The 20,321-nt window shown below is 35.1% G+C and carries 22 protein-coding genes; 20 read left to right on the top strand and 2 right to left on the bottom strand.

Annotated features, from left to right (window positions below; translation table 11 throughout):
- Nucleotides 1–5 precede the first annotated feature (5 nt).
- From larB to DTUR_RS07975, 4 genes are read left to right on the top strand one after another with little or no spacing between them, the layout of a single operon-like run.
- On the top strand, nucleotides 6–764 hold the full coding sequence (gene larB / locus DTUR_RS07990; RefSeq protein WP_012583894.1) for a nickel pincer cofactor biosynthesis protein LarB: 759 nt from the start codon (nucleotides 6–8) through the stop codon (nucleotides 762–764).
- Nucleotides 761–1,930, top strand: coding sequence for a nickel pincer cofactor biosynthesis protein LarC (gene larC, locus DTUR_RS07985; RefSeq protein WP_012583893.1), 1,170 nt, complete (start codon nucleotides 761–763; stop codon nucleotides 1,928–1,930). The genes larB and larC overlap by 4 nt, the downstream gene beginning before the upstream one ends.
- Nucleotides 1,927–3,450 carry a glutamine-hydrolyzing GMP synthase gene (gene guaA / locus DTUR_RS07980; RefSeq protein ID WP_012583892.1) on the top strand — a complete coding sequence of 508 codons (1,524 nt, stop codon included), beginning with the start codon at nucleotides 1,927–1,929 and terminating at the stop codon, nucleotides 3,448–3,450. Before larC ends, guaA begins: the two co-directional genes overlap by 4 nt.
- 21 nt (nucleotides 3,451–3,471) lie before the next feature.
- Entirely contained in the window at nucleotides 3,472–4,113 is a 642-nt protein-coding gene (locus DTUR_RS07975; protein ID WP_012583891.1) for a lactate utilization protein, read from the top strand.
- Here DTUR_RS07975 and DTUR_RS07970 read toward each other — a convergent pair.
- A complete protein-coding gene (locus DTUR_RS07970; protein ID WP_012583890.1) occupies nucleotides 4,110–4,784 on the bottom strand; it encodes a DUF554 domain-containing protein in 675 nt (224 codons plus the stop codon). The genes DTUR_RS07975 and DTUR_RS07970 overlap by 4 nt on opposite strands.
- A gap of 5 nt (nucleotides 4,785–4,789) precedes the next feature.
- Nucleotides 4,790–5,107, bottom strand: coding sequence for an ArsR/SmtB family transcription factor (locus DTUR_RS07965; protein WP_012583889.1), 318 nt, complete (start codon nucleotides 5,105–5,107; stop codon nucleotides 4,790–4,792).
- 116 nt (nucleotides 5,108–5,223) lie between these two features.
- Here DTUR_RS07965 and uidA point away from each other — a divergent pair, with 116 nt between their 5' ends.
- The 16 genes from uidA to xerA all read left to right on the top strand — a co-directional run bounded on the left by uidA (nucleotide 5,224) and on the right by xerA (nucleotide 20,318).
- The gene (gene uidA, locus DTUR_RS07960) at nucleotides 5,224–6,957 is read left to right on the top strand and encodes a beta-glucuronidase (protein ID WP_012583888.1); all 1,734 of its coding nucleotides are present in this window, start codon (nucleotides 5,224–5,226) and stop codon (nucleotides 6,955–6,957) included.
- 81 nt (nucleotides 6,958–7,038) lie between these two features.
- Nucleotides 7,039–8,349 carry a signal recognition particle protein gene (gene ffh, locus DTUR_RS07955; protein ID WP_012583887.1) on the top strand — a complete coding sequence of 437 codons (1,311 nt, stop codon included), beginning with the start codon at nucleotides 7,039–7,041 and terminating at the stop codon, nucleotides 8,347–8,349.
- A gap of 28 nt (nucleotides 8,350–8,377) precedes the next feature.
- Complete coding sequence (rpsP, locus tag DTUR_RS07950; protein WP_012583886.1) at nucleotides 8,378–8,659, top strand: 30S ribosomal protein S16; 282 nt, start codon at nucleotides 8,378–8,380, stop codon at nucleotides 8,657–8,659.
- 15 nt (nucleotides 8,660–8,674) lie between these two features.
- Nucleotides 8,675–8,905, top strand: a complete 231-nt coding sequence (locus DTUR_RS07945; RefSeq protein WP_012547534.1) for a KH domain-containing protein — start codon at nucleotides 8,675–8,677, stop codon at nucleotides 8,903–8,905.
- A gap of 15 nt (nucleotides 8,906–8,920) precedes the next feature.
- Nucleotides 8,921–9,421 carry a ribosome maturation factor RimM gene (gene rimM / locus DTUR_RS07940; protein ID WP_012583885.1) on the top strand — a complete coding sequence of 167 codons (501 nt, stop codon included), beginning with the start codon at nucleotides 8,921–8,923 and terminating at the stop codon, nucleotides 9,419–9,421.
- Between the two features lie 2 nt (nucleotides 9,422–9,423).
- Nucleotides 9,424–10,161 (top strand): tRNA (guanosine(37)-N1)-methyltransferase TrmD, encoded by a 738-nt coding sequence (gene trmD / locus DTUR_RS07935; RefSeq protein ID WP_012583884.1) that lies wholly within the window; start codon nucleotides 9,424–9,426, stop codon nucleotides 10,159–10,161.
- Nucleotides 10,162–10,165: 4 nt separating this feature from the next.
- Nucleotides 10,166–10,522, top strand: coding sequence for a 50S ribosomal protein L19 (rplS, locus tag DTUR_RS07930; RefSeq protein WP_012583883.1), 357 nt, complete (start codon nucleotides 10,166–10,168; stop codon nucleotides 10,520–10,522).
- Complete coding sequence (lepB, locus tag DTUR_RS07925) at nucleotides 10,512–11,075, top strand: signal peptidase I (protein WP_012583882.1); 564 nt, start codon at nucleotides 10,512–10,514, stop codon at nucleotides 11,073–11,075. The genes rplS and lepB overlap by 11 nt, the downstream gene beginning before the upstream one ends.
- Entirely contained in the window at nucleotides 11,042–11,653 is a 612-nt protein-coding gene (locus tag DTUR_RS07920) for a ribonuclease HII (RefSeq protein ID WP_012583881.1), read from the top strand. Before lepB ends, DTUR_RS07920 begins: the two co-directional genes overlap by 34 nt.
- Nucleotides 11,650–12,006 (top strand): YraN family protein, encoded by a 357-nt coding sequence (locus tag DTUR_RS07915; RefSeq protein ID WP_012583880.1) that lies wholly within the window; start codon nucleotides 11,650–11,652, stop codon nucleotides 12,004–12,006. Before DTUR_RS07920 ends, DTUR_RS07915 begins: the two co-directional genes overlap by 4 nt.
- On the top strand, nucleotides 11,996–13,516 hold the full coding sequence (locus tag DTUR_RS07910) for a YifB family Mg chelatase-like AAA ATPase (protein WP_012583879.1): 1,521 nt from the start codon (nucleotides 11,996–11,998) through the stop codon (nucleotides 13,514–13,516). Before DTUR_RS07915 ends, DTUR_RS07910 begins: the two co-directional genes overlap by 11 nt.
- Nucleotides 13,517–13,544: 28 nt before the next feature.
- Nucleotides 13,545–14,867 carry an NCS2 family permease gene (locus DTUR_RS07905; protein WP_012583878.1) on the top strand — a complete coding sequence of 441 codons (1,323 nt, stop codon included), beginning with the start codon at nucleotides 13,545–13,547 and terminating at the stop codon, nucleotides 14,865–14,867.
- Nucleotides 14,868–14,940: 73 nt separating this feature from the next.
- The gene (dprA, locus tag DTUR_RS07900) at nucleotides 14,941–16,035 is read left to right on the top strand and encodes a DNA-processing protein DprA (RefSeq protein WP_012583877.1); all 1,095 of its coding nucleotides are present in this window, start codon (nucleotides 14,941–14,943) and stop codon (nucleotides 16,033–16,035) included.
- Nucleotides 16,028–18,118, top strand: coding sequence for a type I DNA topoisomerase (gene topA / locus DTUR_RS07895; RefSeq protein WP_012583876.1), 2,091 nt, complete (start codon nucleotides 16,028–16,030; stop codon nucleotides 18,116–18,118). The genes dprA and topA overlap by 8 nt, the downstream gene beginning before the upstream one ends.
- A complete protein-coding gene (gene trmFO, locus DTUR_RS07890; RefSeq protein ID WP_012583875.1) occupies nucleotides 18,100–19,419 on the top strand; it encodes a methylenetetrahydrofolate--tRNA-(uracil(54)-C(5))-methyltransferase (FADH(2)-oxidizing) TrmFO in 1,320 nt (439 codons plus the stop codon). The genes topA and trmFO overlap by 19 nt, the downstream gene beginning before the upstream one ends.
- Complete coding sequence (gene xerA, locus DTUR_RS07885) at nucleotides 19,416–20,318, top strand: site-specific tyrosine recombinase/integron integrase (RefSeq protein WP_012583874.1); 903 nt, start codon at nucleotides 19,416–19,418, stop codon at nucleotides 20,316–20,318. Before trmFO ends, xerA begins: the two co-directional genes overlap by 4 nt.
- Nucleotides 20,319–20,321: the final 3 nt, after the last annotated feature.

Below are 20,321 nucleotides of genomic sequence, written 5' to 3'. Positions count from 1 at the left end.
CAAGAATGAGAGAAAAACTAAGAGAAATACTTGAAAAAGTAAAAACGGGGGAAGTCTCTATAGAGAAGGCAATCGACGAACTCAGAATTTTACCTTATGAAGACCTTGGATATGCCAAAGTTGATCATTTGAGGGGAGTAATAAAGGGTTTCCCAGAAGTAATTTTTTCTCAAGGAAAGACTACAGACCAGGTAATAAATATAATGCTAAATTTGTTAAAGATTAATAAAAGGGTTATAGCAACAAGGGCAAGTTTTGAGCTTTATGAAAAGCTAAAAGAATATATTCCTGATGCAATCTATTTTGATAAAGCCAGGATAATAGCTGTTTTAAGGGAAGACATAAAGAAAAAGGGTAAAGTTGTGGTTGCTTGTGCAGGGACTGCGGATCTGCCTGTTGCTGAAGAGGCAGCTATAACCGCAGAAATTATGGGAAGCAATGTGGAAAGGATATATGATGTGGGAGTTGCAGGTTTGCACAGGTTAATAGATCAACTTGATAAATTTTATTCTTCTAATGTGGTAATAGTAGTTGCTGGTATGGAAGGGGCTTTACCTTCAGTGGTAGGAGGACTTATAGCAAAACCTATAATTGCTGTTCCCACAAGTGTAGGATACGGAGCTAATTTTAATGGGCTTTCTGCTTTGCTGAGTATGTTAAATAGCTGTGTTCCTGGGATTGCAGTGGTCAATATAGACAACGGATTCTCCGCAGGTTATTTAGCAAATATGATAAATTTAATGGTGGAGGAAAATAGAAAATGAAAGTATTATATTTTGATTGTTTCTCAGGTATAAGTGGAGATATGATTCTTGGGGCTCTATTAGATCTTGGAGTCAATTTGGAAGAATGGAAAAATGAACTTAATAAGATTCCTGTTGAGGGATATAAAATTGAGATATCTAAGAAACAAAAAAATCATATATGGGGAACAGATGTGGAAATAATTATAGAAGATCATCATTCTCATAGGCATCTTGAGGATCTTTTGGAGATTGTAGATAAAAGTGAACTATCCGAAAACATAAAGAACAGGGCAAAAGAGGTTTTTTATAAAATCGCTGAAGCGGAAGCTAAAATTCATAATACATCTATAAATGAAGTGCATTTTCATGAAGTAGGGGCTTTGGATACAGTTATTGACGTGTTAGGTTCACTAATTTTATTAGATATGTTAAAGGTTGATAAAATTTATTCTTCTCCTCTCCCCCTTGGCGGAGGATTTGTCAATGCTTCCCATGGGACTATACCTGTTCCAGCGCCTGCAACTTTGGAAATACTAAGAGGGGTTCCTGTGTATAGGGATGGAAGAGAGGGAGAACTTGTTACTCCTACTGGAGCTGCAATTATATCTACTATAGCTGAGTTTGTAAAAATTCTTCCTCCTATAAAAGTAGATAAAGTTGGTTACGGTTGTGGAAAAAAAGATTTTCCTTTTCCCAATCTTCTTAGAGTATATGAAGGGGAATTGATAGAGAAAGTTATTGAAGAAAAGAATGTGGTACTTGAGACTAACATAGATGATATGAATCCACAAATTTTTGGCTATTTGACAGAAAAACTTTTCAAAGAGGGAGCCTTGGATGTTTTCTTAACTCCTGTTTATATGAAAAAAGGAAGACCTGGGGTTCTTCTTACGGTTATAGCTCCTTTAGCTATGGAGGAAAAACTTTTAGAAGTCATATTTGGAGAAACAACGACCCTTGGGGTAAGAAGAATTTATGTGGATAAAAGAATTATGCAAAGAGAGATAAGAGAGATTGAGACAAAATGGGGTAAAGTGAGAATAAAAGTAGCAAATATCAACGGCATTAAAAAAGCTTACCCTGAATATGAGGATTGTAAAAGTATTGCAGAAAGAGAAAATATTCCTTTGAAAGATGTAATTGGGGAAATTGAAAAGATAATAGAAAGGGAGTTGGAAGTATGATTGCAGTTGTTGATTTTGGTTCTCAATATACTCAGCTCATTGCAAGGAGATTTAGAGAGATAGGGGTATATTCAGAGATTTATTCTCCTAATGTGAAATACTCTTTTTTAAAGGAAAAAGAGGTAAAAGGAATAGTACTTTCTGGTGGACCTAATAGTGTTTATGATAGTGATTTGGAGATAGATTACGAGATTTTTAAAGGCGATATACCTATTTTGGGAATTTGTTTTGGTTTTCAGTTTATGGCTAAATTTTTAGGAGGAGAAGTTAGAAAAGGAGAAAAGGGAGAATTTGGCTTAACGGAGATAAAGATAGTTAGAGATTCCCTTTTATTTGAAGGACTTGAAAAGAAAGAGAAGGTTTGGATGAGTCATTATGATGTGGTGACAAAACTCCCTGAAGATTTTGTGGATATAGCTATATCTGAGAATGGTTTTCTTGCTGCTGCTCAGTCTCTGAAGAAACCCTTTTTTGCTGTTCAGTTTCATCCTGAGGTTTCTCATACAGAAAAGGGACGTTTAATTATTGAGAATTTTGCCTTTAAGATTTGTAAGGCTGAAAAGAATTGGAATCTTGATAGATTTGTGGAGGAAAAGATAGAAGAAATAAGAGAACAAGTTGGGGAGAATAAAGTGCTTCTCGCAGTGAGCGGCGGAGTAGATTCAACAACCCTTGCAGTTTTATTGCAGAGGGCTATTGGAGATAAGCTAACTGCTATTTTTGTAGACCATGGGTTATTGAGAATAGGAGAAAAGGAAGAAGTATCAAGATTTTTAAAGGATCTTGGTGTGAATTTAGTAGTGATAGATGCTAGGGAGAGATTTCTTGAAAAATTAAGAGGAGTTATTGATCCTGAGGAAAAGAGAAGGGTTATTGGACACGAATTTGTAGGGGTTTTTAAAGAAGAGGCAAGAAAAAGGGGACCTTTTAAATTTCTTGCCCAAGGTACTCTTTATCCTGATGTTATAGAAAGTGCTGCATCTAACACTGGAATGGCTGCTAAGATAAAGACTCATCATAATGTAGGCGGGCTCCCTGAAGAACTCGGTTTTGAGTTGATTGAGCCCTTTAGATATCTGTTTAAAGATGAAGTAAGGAAAATTGCAGAAATTTTAGGAATTCCTAAGGATATCATAAGAAGGCAACCTTTTCCAGGACCAGGGCTTGCAGTGAGAATTCTTGGTGAAGTCACAGAAGATAAGTTAGAGCTTTTGAGAAGAGCTGATCGAATTCTGATGGAAGAGATTAAGAAATGGGATAAATATGATGAAATATGGCAGTCCTTTGCAGTATTGCTCCCTATAAAAACAGTTGGTGTAAAGGGAGATTTTAGATCTTATGAATATGTTATTGCCATTAGGATTGTGAAAAGTGAAGATGGGATGACTGCAAACTTTGTTGAGGTACCCTATGATATCCTTGGTAAGATAGCACGAAGAATAACTAATGAGATAATAGGTATAAACAGGGTAGTGTATGATCTTACTGATAAACCGCCTGCTACTATTGAATGGGAATAGAATTTAAAAGGAGGGTAAAGAATGAAAGATCTAGAAAGTTGGCTCACCAAGAAACAATTAGAAAGAACAGCAGAATTGTTGAAAGAAAGAGGCTATGAAGTATTTTTAGTAGAAGACAGAGAAGAAGCAAAAAATAAAGTTCTTAGTTTAATTCCTCGGGAAGCCACAGTGGGAATTGGAGGAAGTATAACTATAAGGGAAATCGGAGTTATAGAAGAACTTGAGAAAAGAGGAAACAAAGTGATCCATCACTGGAAAGAGGGCTTAACCCCAGAGCAAGATCTTGAAATAAGAAGACAAGAACTTCTTTCAGATGTATTCTTATCTAGTGTAAATGCGCTGACTTTTTCAGGAGAAATTGTAAATATGGAGGCTATTGGGAATAGGGTTGCAGCTCAGATTTTTGGTCCTAAAAAAGTGATTGTAGTAGTAGGAAGGAATAAGCTTGTGGTAAATTTAGAGACTGCGATATGGAGAATTAAAAACATAGTTACACCTCTCAATGCAAAAAGATTGAAATTGGAGCTTCCTTGTGCAGATGAAGGATATTGTATGAATTGTAATCATCCTAATAGAATATGTAGAATAACTACTATTCTTGAGGCTCCACCTTCAAGAACCCCTTTTACTGTTATACTAGTTAATGAAGATTTAGGATTTTAAGGAAATATATGTATAAAGAAAGGTATTAAAAATAAAGCTGGTAAAAGATTTGCTACTTTAATTTGCTTTATATTTAGTAGGTTTAAGGCAATACCAAGAATAAGTACTCCGCCTACCGCTGTCATTTCTTGAACTACTAAAGTTGTGAAGAAAGGACTTATAAATCTGGCAAAAAGAGTTATGCTTCCTTGGACGATAAGAACGGAAATGGAGGAAAATATAACCCCCACCCCCAAGGCTGATGCAAGAGCAATAGAAGCTGTTCCGTCAAGTAGCGCTTTTGTGTAGAGAATTTGAGGTGTTTGTCCAAGTCCATCTTGAAGAGATCCCATTATAGTCATAGGTCCTATACAGTAAAGAAGAGTGGCGGTTAGAAAACCTTTTGCAAAAGTGTTTTGTTCTTTTGCGAACTTTTTCTCTATTTTTAAGGATAGATTTTCAAGCCATGCGTGGATTCCTAAAAGTTCTCCTATAATTGCTCCTACTACTATGCTGAAGACTAAAGCAAGAAATTTTTCTCCTTTAATTGCCATTTCCATTCCTAAGGGAATACATATTAGTCCAAGAGCATCCATTAATAATTTTTGTAATCCCTCAGGAATTCTTTTCTTAAATATAGTACCCATTAATCCTCCAATAATTACTGTAATGGAGTTGACTATCGTCCCCATATTTTTTACCTCTGTATCTCTTTTGTTATTTCATTTATACTCTCTAAGAGATCTCTAATCTCAGGATGAGACAATTGATAATATACAGATTTTCCTTCTCTTTTTGTCTTCAAAAGTTTTACTCTTTTTAATAAGGTTAGATGTTGAGAAAGATTTGGCTGTCTCACATTGAGAATTTTTAACAGATCTGATACAGTGGCAGAATTTTGAGCTAATATGAATATTAATTTTATCCTAAGAGGGTGTGCGAGAATTTTCAATATATCGCTCATATTTTGTAAAGCCTCATCAGATAAGGCTGTATAGTTTTCCTTTTTAGGCATATTTCCCCAGCCCTCCTTTCTTAACTAAGTAAACATATTTTAACATAAAAAATTAAAAGATATTAGGCTTTTGATATAATTTCATTATAAAATGAACTTATTTAAGGAGGTTAAAGATGCTTTATCCTAAGGAGAGTGAAACAAGAGAAGTTAAAGATTTATCAGGAGTGTGGGAGTTTAGAACTGAAATTGATAAAGACTACATATTAATGCCTGTTCCAGCAAGTTTCAATGATGTCACTCAGGATATTAATTTAAGGGACTATATAGGAAAGGTTTTTTATAAAAGAAGTTTTTTTGTGCCATCATATTGGAGAGATAAAAATATTTTTGTAAGAATTGGTGCAGCCACACATTCTTCTGAGGTTTATGTGAATGGAGTTTTAGTGGTTAAGCATAAAGGTGGATTTTTACCCTTTGAGGCAGAAATTTCTGATTATGTAAATTACGGAAAGGAAAATATTTTGGAAATTGTGTTAGATAATACTCTTACTTGGGATATTCTTCCTCCTGGGGAATTAAAAACTATAGAAGACAATATGCATCCTAAGGGATATAGAATCTTAAATTACTATTTTGACTTTTATAATTATTCGGGAATTCATAGACCTGTGATGATATATTCTACGCCCAAAGTATATATTAAAGATATCTCTATTATAACAGAGATAGTCAACAATTTTGGGATAGTGAAATATAGTATTGAGAGCGAAGGGAAGAATTTTCATGTTATTTTAAGAGATAAAGGTGAAATTGTAGCAGAAAGTAGAGGAAAAGATGGAGTTATGGAGGTAAGAAGTCCAAAGCTGTGGGAACCTGGAAATTCCTACCTTTATAATTTAGAAGTTAGACTTTTAGAAAAAGATAACTTTGATGTGTATAGAATGGAGATAGGAATAAGAACTGTAAAGGTTGAAGGAAAGCAGTTTTTAATAAATGAGAAGCCATTTTATTTTAAGGGGTTTGGCAAGCATGAGGATGCAGACATAAGAGGTAAAGGCTTAGATCATGTTATTAATGTCAAAGATTTTAATTTACTGAAATGGATAGGAGCAAATTCTTTTAGAACCTCTCATTATCCTTATAGCGAAGAAATACTCTTTCTTGCTGATAAATACGGGATAGCTGTTATTGAAGAGGCTCCAGCTGTAGGTTTAAATCTGTGGAATCGTGATGAAAAAGTTTTTACCAAAGGAAGAGTTGATGAAAAGACGTTAGAACATCATTTAGAGGTAATGAGAGATCTTATCTATAGAGATAGAAATCATCCTAGTGTAGTTATGTGGAGTGTGGCTAATGAGGCAGCAACTTATGAGGATGGAGCAGAGGAGTATTTTAAGAAAGTTATAGAGGAGACAAGAAAGCTTGATCCTACAAGGCCTATAACTATAGTAGAAAATGTAGCACCTAAGGAAACAAAGGTTAGTAAGTATGTGGATGTGATATGTGTAAATAGATATTATTCTTGGTATACTGATTGTGGAGATCTAAGTATAATTGAATATCAGCTTGAAAAAGAGCTTAAAGAATGGTTTGAAATATATAAGAAGCCATTGATTCTCTCTGAGTTTGGAGCAGATACTATTTCTGGATTTCATTCTGATCCTCCTTTAATGTTTACAGAAGAGTATCAACAGGAGATGATTAAAAAGTTTGTAGAAGTTCTTGATAAACTCGATTTTGTAGTGGGAGAACATGTGTGGAATTTTGCTGATTTTATGACAAAGCAACATATAACAAGGGTGGTGGGAAATAGGAAGGGGGTTTTTACGAGAAATAGACAACCCAAAATGGTGGCTCATTTTTTAAGAGAAAGGTGGAATAAAATACCTAATTTTTGGAAAAAATAGAATTATTGACAACGTATCGTATATTTTCTATAGTATGCTATGTGTCATAAAATTCTATAAAAAAATTAAAAAGGAAAAGATATGTTTGAGAATCTTACAAGTAGGCTCCAAGAGATATTTAGAAAATTAAGAGGAAAGGGAAAACTTACCGAAAAGGACATTGAAGAAGCTCTAAGAGAGGTAAGGCAAGCTCTCTTGGAGGCTGATGCTCATTATAAGGTGGTCAAGGAACTTTTGAATAATGTAAAGACGAAAGCCTTACAAGAAGATGTTTTAAAGAGTGTAACTCCTGCAGAACAGATAATAAGAATACTATACTATGAACTTTTAAATATTCTTGGTGGTGAAAAAGTAGATCTAAATCTTGGAGATAAAAAACCAGGAATAATTTTAGTAGTAGGACTTCAGGGTTCAGGAAAAACTACTACTTGTGCAAAACTTGCATATAGACTTTCTCAAGAACAAAGGAGAGTTCTTTTAGTAGGAGCGGATACTTTTAGGCCTGCAGCAGGAAAGCAGCTTCAGATTCTCGGGGAGAAGATTAAAGTTCCTGTGTATATTGATGGAAGTAATCCTTTTGAGATAATTGATGGAGCATTAAAAGTAGCAAGAGAAAAGTTTTCTGATGTTATGATTGTGGATACTACTGGTAGACTTCATATTGATGAAGAAATGATGAACGAGTTAAGTGAATTAAACAAAAGATACCATCCCTCGGAGATATTGCTTGTGGTAGATGGAATGACAGGGCAAGATGCGGTAAATATTGCTGAGAAGTTTAACGAGAAGTTGCCTTTAACAGGAGTGATTTTAACCAAGATGGATGGTGATGCTCGGGGTGGAGCAGCACTTTCAGTTAAGGCTATCACTGGTAAACCTATTAAGTTTATAGGGGTTGGAGAAAAGATTGAGGATTTAGAGTATTTCTATCCTGATAGACTAGCTTCAAGAATCCTTGGAATGGGCGATCTCGCATCCCTTGTGGAGAAGATAGAAAAGAATATAGAATTAGAGAAAATGGCAAAATTGGAAGAAAAGCTAAAGAAATCTAAGTTTGATCTTGAAGATTTTTATATTCAATTAAAGGAACTTAAAAAAGTGGGAACTTTTGAGCAGATCCTTGATATGCTTCCTTATGTTCCTAAAAATAAAATAAATGTGGAATTAAGTGAGAAGGAGATCAAAAAATTTCTTGCTATAATAGAATCAATGACACCTGAGGAAAGAAGAAATCCTTCCATAATTAATGGTAGTAGGAGGCAAAGGATTGCAAGAGGAAGTGGTACTTCGGTACAGGATGTGAATAGATTATTAAAACAATATTTTCAGACCCTTGAGTTAATAAAGCAGATTAATAAAGGTAAAAAATCTATGTTCCCATTTTTTAGATAAAATAAATTAAAAAAGGAGGTGATTTTAGTTGGTAAAAATTCGTCTTACAAGGGTTGGGGCAAAAAATAAGCCAGCTTACAGAATAGTTGCTATGGATAGTAGAGAGCCAAGGGACGGAAAACATTTAGAGATTTTGGGTTTTTATGATCCTAAAACAGATCCAGCTACGATTCAACTAAAGGAAGAAAGAATCCTCTACTGGCTTAGTCAAGGTGCTCAGCCTACAGATACTGTTCTTAGTATTCTAAAGAGATATGGTGTGTGGGATAAGTTTTTAGCTATGAAGAAAAGTGCAAAGAGTTCTGCGTAAAGGGGGCTTTGGTTAATGAAAGAGCTTTTGGAGTATATTATTAAGGCGATTGTACAAAAGCCCGAGGAGGTCGAAGTAAGAGAAGTAGAAGGGACTAAGTCTGTAATTCTTGAGGTAAAAGTTGCTCCAGAAGATAGGGGCAGGGTAATAGGGAAACAAGGACAAACTGTTAAGGCATTGCAGACTATAGTGAGGGTTGCTGGACTTAAGAAGGGAAAGAAGGTTGTAATTGAAGTACTACAATAGAGAATGAGGTCTCGTTTGGTAAGAATTGCTAAATTGGGTGAACCCTTTGGTATAAAAGGTGGTATTAAGATTTGGCCCTTCTTTGACTTGATTGATACTTTAAAGAAGGGACAGAAGATCTATTTGTCTTGGGGAGATACTCTTTTAGTGAGAAGAGAACTCTCCTTGGAGAATATAAGAGAACATAATAAAGGTTATGTTATTTATTTTTCTGAAATAGAGACAAGAGAAGATGCAGAAAAGATTAGAGGGAATTGGCTTTTAATAGAGGAGGAGGATCTACCAAAACTTCCTGAGGGGCAGTATTACACGTATCAGATAATGGGGCTCTCGGTATACGAGGAAAGTGGTGAATATTTGGGGAAAGTTAAAGAGATACTTGAAACTGGAAGTAATGATGTATATATAGTTGAGGGAGAAGATGAAGATATATATATTCCTGCTATAAAAGATGTAATAGTTGAGATAAATTTGGACGAAGGAAAAATTATTATAAGGAAAATGGAAGAGTATTGAAGATGTTAAGGATAGACATAGTAACAATTTTCCCTGAAATGTTTAAAGGTCCTTTTGATGTAAGTATTTTAAAGAAGGCTCAAGATAAAGGTTTGGTAGAAATTAAGGTATATAATCTGAGAGATTTTACAGAAGATAAACATAGGACCGTTGATGATTATCCCTATGGCGGGGGTTCGGGGATGGTGATGAAGCCCGAGCCAATATTTAAGGCTGTGAGAAGTTTGAAAAAAGAGGATAGTGAGGTAATTTTACTTTCACCAAGTGGAGATTTATTTAATCAGAAAATTGCGGAAGAATTATCTAAGAAAAATCATCTAATACTGATATGTGGTAGATATGAAGGAGTAGACGAGAGGGTGAAGAGTATAATAACGAGGGAAATCTCTATAGGTGACTATGTTTTAACTGGAGGAGAAATACCTGCAATGGTAATAGTAGATGCCGTGGTTAGGCTTGTGCCCGGGGTTTTGGGAGATCCTGATTCCTTGAGGGAGGAATCCTTTCAGTGGGGTATATTGGAATATCCTCAGTATACCCATCCAAGAGATTTTGAGGGTATGAAGGTTCCTGATATTTTACTTTCTGGAAATCATGAAAGAATTAGAAGATGGAGGAGAAAGGAAGCTTTAAAGAAAACTTTCTTAAAAAGACCTGATCTTCTTGAGAAAACTAGCTTGACCCAAGAAGATCTTGAACTTTTAGAAGAAATAAAAAAAGAGCTAAGAGAGGAGGTATAGAAAAATGGATCTTATAATTCAAAATTTAGAGAAGGAATATATGAAAAAGGATATTCCCGAAATATGGCCAGGAGATACTGTAAGGGTACACTATCGTATAGTGGAAGGTGATAAAGAGAGAATACAAGTTTATGAGGGTGTAGTGATTGCAAAAAAGCATGGAGGTATTAGAGAGACTATAACTGTAAGGAAGGTAGTTCAAGGGGTTGGTGTTGAGAGAATCTTTCCCTTACATTCTCCTTTAGTAGAAAAAATTGAAGTGGTAAGAAGAGGTAGGGTAAGAAGAGCTAAACTCTATTATTTAAGGGAGAGAAAAGGCAAGAGTGCAAAAATAGCTGAGAGGGAAGAAAATGAAGGATAAAATTTTGGAGATTGTAAGCAAAATACTTTCTAAGAGGCAGGAATTAAAACAGCATGAATGGTATGATCTTCTTGAAACTATTGTATTAGCATTTATATTAGCTTTCATAATAAAAAGCTTTATATTGCAGATTTCCTATATTCCTACTGGTTCTATGATACCAACTTTAAATGAAAGGGAAGCGGTTCTCGTAGTGAGAATACCCTACTATTTTAGAGAGCCAAAAAGAGGGGAGATTATTGTTTTCAAATATCCCGAGGATCCAACAAAAGAGTACGTAAAGAGATTAATAGGAATTCCTGGAGATATAGTGGAATTAAAAAATGGAGTAGTTTATATTAATGGAAAAGCATTAGACGAACCTTATGTTAAGAATAAAAGCTATGATAACTATGGACCGGTAAAGGTACCTAAGGATAGTTATTTTGTCCTTGGTGATAATAGACCTGTAAGTGTAGATAGTAGATATTGGGGATTTGTTCCAAAGAAAAACCTTGTAGGAAAAGCGGTGCTCCTCTTATGGCCTCCCCAAAGAATAGGCCTCGTACATTAGGAGAAAGAGAGAGGGAGCTCTGGTATTATTTTAGATATATTGCAGGTGTAGATGAGGCAGGGAGAGGAGCACTGGCCGGCCCTGTTTATGCAGGAGCAGTTATTCTTCCTCCCCTATCTTCTATTCCTGTAAATGACTCCAAATTGTTATCTCCTAAGGAGAGAGAAGAACTTTTTGAGATAATTAAGAAAGAAGCTCTATGTTGGAGCTTTGGTTATGCCACAGTGGAAGAAATAGAAGAATTAGGTATCTTAAAAGCTACCCTTTTGGCTATGAGAAGAGCCATAGAAAAATTAGAAATTAAACCTGAGTATTTACTTGTAGATGGAAACATTCCTATTCCTAACATGGATATACCCCAAGAAACCATTGTAAAGGGGGATCGGAAGTGTTTGAGTATTGCTTCAGCATCTATTGTGGCAAAGGTTTTGAGAGATAGGTACATGAAGGAGCTTGATAAGGAGTATCCAGGATATGGTTTTAGTAGGCATAAAGGATATGCTACGAAGGAGCATAGAGAAAAGATAAAAAGCTTGGGTAGTCTTTTAATTCATAGAAAGGGTTTTAAACTTTTATGAATAATAAAGAGATAGGTAAGTTGGGGGAGGACTTTACAGTAGAGTTTTTGAGTAGTAGAGGTTTTATTGTGCTTGAGAGGAATTATAAGGTCTCTTTTGGAGAAATTGATATTATTGCAAGGAAGGGAGATATTTTAATTTTTGTAGAGGTAAAAACGAGGCGAAATTTAGATTTTGGTATGCCTGTAGAATCGGTAAGCTTTGAAAAACAAAATAGAATTAAAAAGATAGCAGAAATATATGTAAAGAATAAACAACTTAGATTTAAAGAGATAAGATTTGATATTATGAGTATAATCCTTTCTCCCAAGGGGGAAGTTTTAAACTGGGAGTATTTACCTAATGCTTTCTAAAATAAGGTCAGCAACTCTTTTAGGGCTAAATTGTCATGAAGTAGAGATTGAGATTGACATTTCTAGTGGTGTACCAAGCTTTAATATAGTAGGACTTGCAGAACAAGAGATTCAGGAATCTAAGGAGAGGGTAAGGTCTGCACTTAAAAATTCAGGGTATGAATTTCCTTTAAAGAGAATAACTATTAATCTTGCTCCTGCAGATCTAAAAAAGAACAGTCCTTTATTCGATTTGCCTATTGCTATAGGTATTCTTTCTAATTATATGAACTTTGATTTTAATCCCGAAGAATCAGCTTTCTTTGGCGAGCTTTCCTTTGAAGGTAAAATAAGAAAAGGCAAAGGCTTACTTTCTTTAGTTTATGGATTAAAAAATAAAGGCTATAAAAGGTTTTTTGTGCCAAAAGAAAATGAATTTGAGTGTGCTTTAGTGGATGAAGTTGAGATTTATCCTATATCTCATATTTCAGAGCTAGTTAAATTTTTGACAGGAGAGATCAAGATTAAGCCTTTGAAATATAGTTTTCCAGATTATATACCTACGTTTAGTGAAGATTTTTCCTTTATAAAGGGGCAAGCTTATGCTAAAAGAGCTTTGGAAATATCTGCAGCAGGAGGACATAATGTTCTATTAGTGGGACCTCCTGGAACAGGTAAGACTCTCCTTGCAAGAACCTTTCCTTCTATATTGCCTCCTCTTACTTATGAAGAAGCTTTTGAGGTGACTCAGATTTATAGTGCTGCTGGTCTTTTAGATAAGGAATCTTTAGTATTGGAAAGGCCGTTTAGAAACCCTCATCATACCATATCTTATGCAGGTCTTCTGGGAGGAGGCTCTAATCCTCAGATTGGAGAAATAACCCTCGCTCATCGAGGAGTTTTATTCTTAGATGAACTTCCTGAATTTAGAAGGGATGTTTTAGAGGCATTAAGACAACCTCTTGAGGAAGGTAGGATTGTTATTTCAAGGTCTAAATATACTGTGGTTTATCCTGCTCAGTTTATTCTACTTGCAGGTATGAATCCATGTAAGTGTGGACATTTTGGAGATAAGGAAAAGGAATGTACTTGTTCTCCTTTTGAGGTAAAAAAATATTGGTCAAAAGTTTCTGGTCCTCTTTTGGATAGAATAGATATTAGAGTATATGTAGGAAGGATTGAAAAAGAGAAGATATTTAGCGATACTGAGGAAGAAAGTTCAGAAGAGATAAGGAAGAGAGTAATCGAAGCTAGAGAGATACAAAAAGAGAGATATAAAAAAGAAAAATTTCAATTAAATTCTCAATTAACTCCAAAGACTCTTAAGAAATATGGTGTCCTTTCCAAAGATGTTCAAAGGTTTCTATTGGATGCAGTGGATGGAAAGAATTTATCAATGCGTGCGGTAGATAGGATAATAAAGGTGGCAAGAACTATTGCAGACTTAGAGAAAAATGAGTATATTAGAATAGAGCATTTAGCTGAGGCTTTATCTTACAGAGGGCTTGAGGATTTCATTTCAAATTTGTAATTTTTTTTGTTGAAAGGGGGTATTTTATTTGTTTGGAGCATTAGCTAAATATTTTGGATTTAGAGAAAAGGGTACATCTTGGTCTAACGAGATCATAGCAGGACTTACTACTTTTGTTACCATGGCATACATTTTATTTGTGAATCCAAATATATTAGGCGATGCGGGTATGCCAAAGTCCGCAGTGTTAATGGCAACAGCTATTGGAGCTGGTATAGCTACTCTTACTATGGGACTTTATGCGAAGCTTCCCTTTGCTCTTGCTCCAGGAATGGGCTTGAATGCCTATTTTGCCTACTCAGTATGTCACGGATTTGGACTTCCATGGCAAGTAGCTTTAGGAGCAGTTTTTATTGATGGAATAATCTTCCTTATATTATCCATATTACCTGTGAGAAAGTGGATCATACAATCAATTCCCCTTAATATAAAGCTTGCCACGTCAGTAGGTATTGGATTGTTTATAGCGCTTATTGGTTTAAGGTCTGCAGGAATTGTAGTGAAAAGTGATGCTACCCTGGTTACCCTTGGATCTTTAAAGACTCCAGAAACCCTTCTTTCTATTTTTGGAATAATAGTCATAGCCCTTCTTATGGCTTTAAATGTTAAAGGAAATATTCTTCTTGGTATTATCATCACCACAATTGTGGGAGCTTTTGTTAAAGGATCAAATGGAGAATATATTACCCATTTTACTGGTAATATTATAGCTCTACCCAATTGGGGTGAATTTTCAAAGACCTTTTTATCTCTTGATATATTAGGTGCTTTAAAGTGGGGATTCTTTTCTATAATTTTTACCTTCACTTTTGTGGATATGTTTGATACAGTAGGGACAATATCAGGACTTGCTTCTAAGTTAAATATTTTAAAAGAGGATGGAAGTTTTGAGGGAGCAGAAAGGGCTCTTGTAAGTGATGCTGTTGGAACTATCGCTGGAGCCCTCTGTGGTACCTCTACTATTACTACCTATATTGAATCTGCTGCTGGAATTGCTGAGGGAGGAAAGACAGGAGCAGTATCATTAGTTACAGGTCTTTTGTTTCTTCTTTCTATCATCCTTTGGCCTCTTGCAGGTATAATACCATCGGCAGCTACTGCTCCAGCTCTTGTGATAGTTGGATTTCTTATGATGGAGCCTATACTAAAAATTAATTTTAAGGACATTGCTGAGGCTCTTCCTGCTTTTGTAACAATTATTGCAATGCCCTTTACTTATTCTGTTGCCAATGGTTTAATTCTTGGCATTCTAAGTTATGTGTTATTGAAAATTCTTACTGGAAAATTTAAGGATCTCAATCCTGTTCTAATAATCCTCTCTATACTCTTTATTCTTTACTTCGCTTTCTAAGAATTAAGAGGGGAGGAGAGATCTTTTCCTCCCCTTTTTGATTTTTTACCAAATTTTGGTAAAATAATTCGGAATGTATCAATTTAGAGTTGAAGATAAACCTTTTATATATGCTTTAAGCTTCTTCTCCCCTTTATTTAGAAGATGGAGAGAATGGATTGATATTATAAGTCCAAAAGAGTTGTTTTTTCTTTCTGAAAGTGAGTTAATTAATTTATTTTCAGGATCCTCTCTAATTCAAGAGTTTATTGTTTTTAAGCGTAGGTTTAATTGGGAGAAAGAGTGGGAAAAGCTTGAAAAGCATTGTATAAAGATGGTCACGTTATGGGAAGAAGACTTTCCTCCTTTACTAAAAGAAATTAAGAATTCACCACCCCTCCTCTTATATAAGGGAAGTATAGAGGGAGAAAAATTTATAGGTATTGTTGGAACAAGAAGACCTTCAGCTTATGGAGTTAAGATGGCAGAAAGTTTTGCAAGAGAGTTAGTAAAGTATGGCTTTGTGGTGGTAAGCGGACTTGCATATGGTATTGATACTTATGCCCATAAGGGAGCTATTGAAGGTGGAGGAAAAACTTTTGCTGTTCTTGGAAGCTCTTTAGATCATATATATCCATCAGGGAATTTAAAGCTTGCGGAGAAGATCATGGAAAGTGGAGCTATTATTAGCGAATATCCTCTTGGAACAAGACCTGCGCGTTATACTTTTCCTCAAAGAAATAGAATAATAAGTGGTATATGTCAAGGCATATTGGTGGTTGAGGCAGGAGAGAAAAGTGGGGCCTTGATTACTGCAGGTTTTGCAGCAAATGAAGGAAGGGATGTTTTTGCTATTCCAGGTAGGTTAACCGATGAGAAGAGTATTGGCACCAATAAACTTATAAAGGATGGGGCTAAAATGGTGATTGATATAGGAGATATTCTTGAGGAATATAACATTCCTTATGAGGTGAGAAAAGAAAAAGACTTTGAATTGACCGAAGAAGAAAAATTAGTACTTAATTTTTTGGGTTTAGAGCCTATTTTTATCGAGGATTTAATGAAGAATTTAAATATTGATTTATCCAGATTGATGTTTATAATAATATCCTTGCAAGGAAAGGGCTTTGTAGAAGAATATCCCGGACTAAGATATGCTAAAAAAAGGAGTGTTATTATTGATGGATAACGAAAAATTAATCATTGTAGAATCACCTGCAAAGGCTAAGACTATAGAGAAGATTCTTGGAAAAGAGTTTAAGGTTTTGGCTTCTTATGGACATATAAGGGATCTACCAGAAAAGGAACTTGGAGTTGATATAGAGAATAATTTTAAACCCAAGTATGTGCTTTTACCTTCTCGAAAGAAAATTATTGATACTATTAAGGATTTGTCAAAAAAGGCAGAAAAGTTGTATCTCGCTACAGATCCTGATAGAGAAGGGGAAGCTATTGCTTGGCATTTAGTAGAAGAATTAAAGCTTCCGAAGGAAAAATTTACACGAATAGAGTTTCATGAAATAACTCCAAGGGCAATTCTTGAAGCAATAAAGAATCCAAGAGAAATAGATCTAGATAGAGTTGAGGCTCAGCAAGCGAGAAGAATTCTTGATAGGCTTGTGGGGTACGAGTTGAGTCCACTACTTTGGGAAAAAGTAAGAAAAGGACTTTCTGCTGGCAGAGTTCAATCGGTGGCTCTTAGGTTTATATGTGAGAGAGAAGAAGAAATTGAAAAATTTATTCCTGAAGAGTATTGGTATATATATGGAGAATTTAGAGATGAAGAAAAAGTGCTATATGGAAAGCTTATTTTATATAAAGATGAAGAGGTAAATGTTAAAAATGAACAGGAAGTAAATAAGATCATTAGAATATTAAATTGTCTTGATTATAGAATTGACAAAGTTGTAATAAAAGAAGAGAAAAGAACACCACCGCCTCCTTTCATAACCAGTACTCTTCAACAAGAGGCTTCAAAGAGGTTTGGTTTTCCTGTAGGAAAGACTATGAAGATAGCCCAATCTCTTTATGAGGGAGTTGATATAGGGAATGAGAGAATCGGGCTTATAACCTATATGAGGACTGATTCTACAAGAATTGCTCCTGAGGCAAGAGAGGAAGCTGTTCAATATATTGAATCGGGCTTTGGAAAAGAATATGTGGGTAAGGAGCATAAGGAAAAGAAAAAATTAGGGGTACAGGATGCTCATGAAGCCATAAGACCTACTTCTGTATTTAGGGATCCTGAAAAAATTAGGAAATATTTAACTGATGAGCAATTTAAGATATACAAGCTCATATGGGAAAGATTTATAGCAAGCCAGATGAATCATGCAATATTTGAGGTGGTGGAGATCTACATAAAAGGTGGAGATTATGTATTTCTTTCTAAGGGTAAGAAGCTGAAATTTGCAGGATTTATGTCTCTTTACATGGAGAAAGAAGAGAATGGAGAGGAAAAAGATGAAGTTAATATAGATTATGTACCTGAGGAGGGAAAGAACGTAAAACTGACAACTCTTATCCCAAGGCAATTTTTTACAGAACCTCCTCCAAGATATACTGAAGCAACTCTTGTTAGGACTCTTGAAAAATATGGTGTTGGACGGCCAAGTACCTATGCTACAATAATTGAGACTTTAAAAGAACGAAAATACGTAGAGGTTAAAGATAGAACTCTTGTTCCAACAACCCTTGGAAAGGTGGTAAATGACTTTTTGACAAAGCAATTTCCTCACCTTATTGATGTAAAATTTACTGCAAGGATGGAGGAGGATTTAGATAAGATAGAAAGTGGGAAGGTAAAGGCAATTGAAGTGTTGAAAAAGTTTTATCCAGCTTTTAAAGAAGAGCTTGAAAAAGTATCAAAAAATATTGGAAAAATTCAAGTGATAGAAAAAACTGATGAGATTTGTCCTCTTTGTGGTAGTAAGTTGGTTATAAGAGAGAATAAAAATGGAAAGTATTATGCTTGTTCACGATATCCTGAGTGTAAATACACAAAACCTATATATGAAGAGGCTCAAGGTAGATGTCCACTATGTGGTGGGGTTGTGGTAAAGAAAAAAGCAAAAAAGACAAAAAAGACTTTTTGGGGTTGTATAAATTATCCTGAGTGTAGCTTTGCATCCCCTTATGAACCATTAAATGAAAAATGCCCTCAGTGTGGAAGCACCATGCTTAAGGGGAACGGATTTAAGAAATGCAGTAATAAAGATTGTAATTATATTGTATGGACAGGGAGGAGAAAGAGATGGAAAAAGTCAAAATAATAGGTGGAGGACTTGCTGGATCAGAGGCAGCATGGCAGCTTGCTAAAAGGAAGATTCCTGTTGAGATATATGAGATGAGACCTATAGTTACAACTCCAGTGCATAAGACAGAATACCTTGCAGAACTTGTTTGTAGCAATTCCTTTAAATCTACAGAGATAACCAATGCATCAGGTCTTTTAAAAGAAGAGATGAGGAAACTAGACTCTCTACTTTTAAGGGTAGCAGAGGAAACAAGGGTTCCTGCAGGAGTTGCTTTAGCTGTAGATAGGGAACTTTTTTCAAAAAGAGTTCAAGAAATATTACTTGAGAGTCCTTATGTTACCGTAATAAGAGAAGAAGTCAAAAAGCTACCTAAGGAAGGTATAGTAATAGTTGCCACAGGCCCTTTAACCTCTTCAGATTTTGCGGAACATTTAATGGAGGTTCTTGATACTGACTCTTTGTATTTTTATGATGCGGTATCACCTATAATCTACGCTGATAGCATTAATTATGAAAAGGTCTTTAGTGCCTCCCGTTATGGAAAAGGAGAAGAAACTTATCTTAACTGTCCCATGACTAAGGAGGAATATGAAAGGTTTGTAGAAGAGCTTATTAATGCCGAGACTGTTGAATCCCATTATCCTGGAGAAGAAAAGTTTTTTGAAGGATGTCTCCCTATAGAGGTCCTTGCTAAAAGAGGTATTGATACCTTAAGATATGGACCTATGAAACCTATTGGGCTAATAGATCCTAAAACAGGAAAGGAACCTTATGCAGTAGTTCAGCTCAGACCTGAAAATATTCAGAAAACCCTTTATAGCATGGTAGGATTTCAAACAAGATTGAAATTTCAAGAACAGAGAAGAATCTTTAGAATGATACCTGGACTTGAGAATGCAGAATTTGCAAGGTATGGAGTAATGCATAGAAATACCTATTTTTATGCTCCGAAGTTCTTGAAAGCCACTCTCCAGTTTATAAAAGATGAAAGGGTGTTTTTTGCAGGGCAACTAATAGGAGTAGAAGGTTATATGGAGTCAGCTGCTATGGGAATTGTGGCAGGAATAAATGCAGCACGTTTGTATAAGGGAAAGCCTTTGATTATTTTACCTCCAACTACTATGATTGGAGCTCTTATCTCTTATGTTACTACAAAGGTGCCGGTGAGATATTATCAGCCTATGAATGCCAATTGGGGTATATTATTACCTCTTGATAAGCCTATAAAAGATAAAAAGCTTAGGAACAGACTCCTTGCTGAAAGAGCACTTAGAGATCTTGAGGATGTAATAAGGAGATTTGCGATCAACGTATGAATTTGGATCTAAAGAGAGAAATAGAGAATTATATAAATTATCTAAGATTTGAAAGAAATTATTCTCCTAATACCTTAAGGAGTTATCTTAGAGATCTTTTGGATTTTTATAAGTATTGCAAAGAAAAAGATCTGGATTTTACTAATAAAAGGAATATTAGAAGTTATATTCAATTTATAGCCCAAAAAGGTTATAAAAATAGTACCTTTGTAAGGAAAGTAATAAGTTTAAGGAGCTTTTTTGAGTATTTATTGACTTTTGAAAAAATTAAAGAGGACCTTACCGTGTTTATTCCAACACCGAAGATTGAGAAGAAACTTCCTCAATTTTTATCCATAGATGAAGTAAGGAAACTTTTGAATTCTCCTTCTTTAGATAATCTTATTGGCATTCGGGATAGGGCTATAATAGAAACTCTTTATGCTACGGGGATTAGGGTAAGTGAGCTTGTGGGCATAAATGAGGAGGATATTAATTGGAATTATGGAGAGATTAGGGTTTTTGGGAAAAGGGCTAAAGAGAGGGTGGTAATAGTAGGTGAAGAAACTCTTAAAATATTACAGCTTTATAAAGATTATGTAAGACCTAAACTTCTAAAGAAACCTGAAAAAGCCTTCTTTCTTAATGCAAAAGGTGGAAGAATCTCTGATAGAGGAGTAAGAATGATCATTAAAAAATATACCAAAGAATTTAATAAAAAGATTTCTCCTCATACTTTGAGACATACTTTTGCTACCCACCTTCTTGAAGGAGGAGCAGACTTGAGGTACGTGCAAGAGCTCTTGGGACACGTAAGAATTTCTACTACTCAAATTTATACTCATTTAACTACTGACCAAATAAGAAGAACTTATACTGTATCTCATCCAAGAGCTATCAAAAAAGAAAGGGAGGAATAATTA

This window comes from Dictyoglomus turgidum DSM 6724 (assembly GCF_000021645.1).
In the GTDB taxonomy this organism is placed as follows: domain Bacteria; phylum Dictyoglomota; class Dictyoglomia; order Dictyoglomales; family Dictyoglomaceae; genus Dictyoglomus; species Dictyoglomus turgidum.
This window is presented reverse-complemented; position numbering and strand designations above follow the sequence as displayed.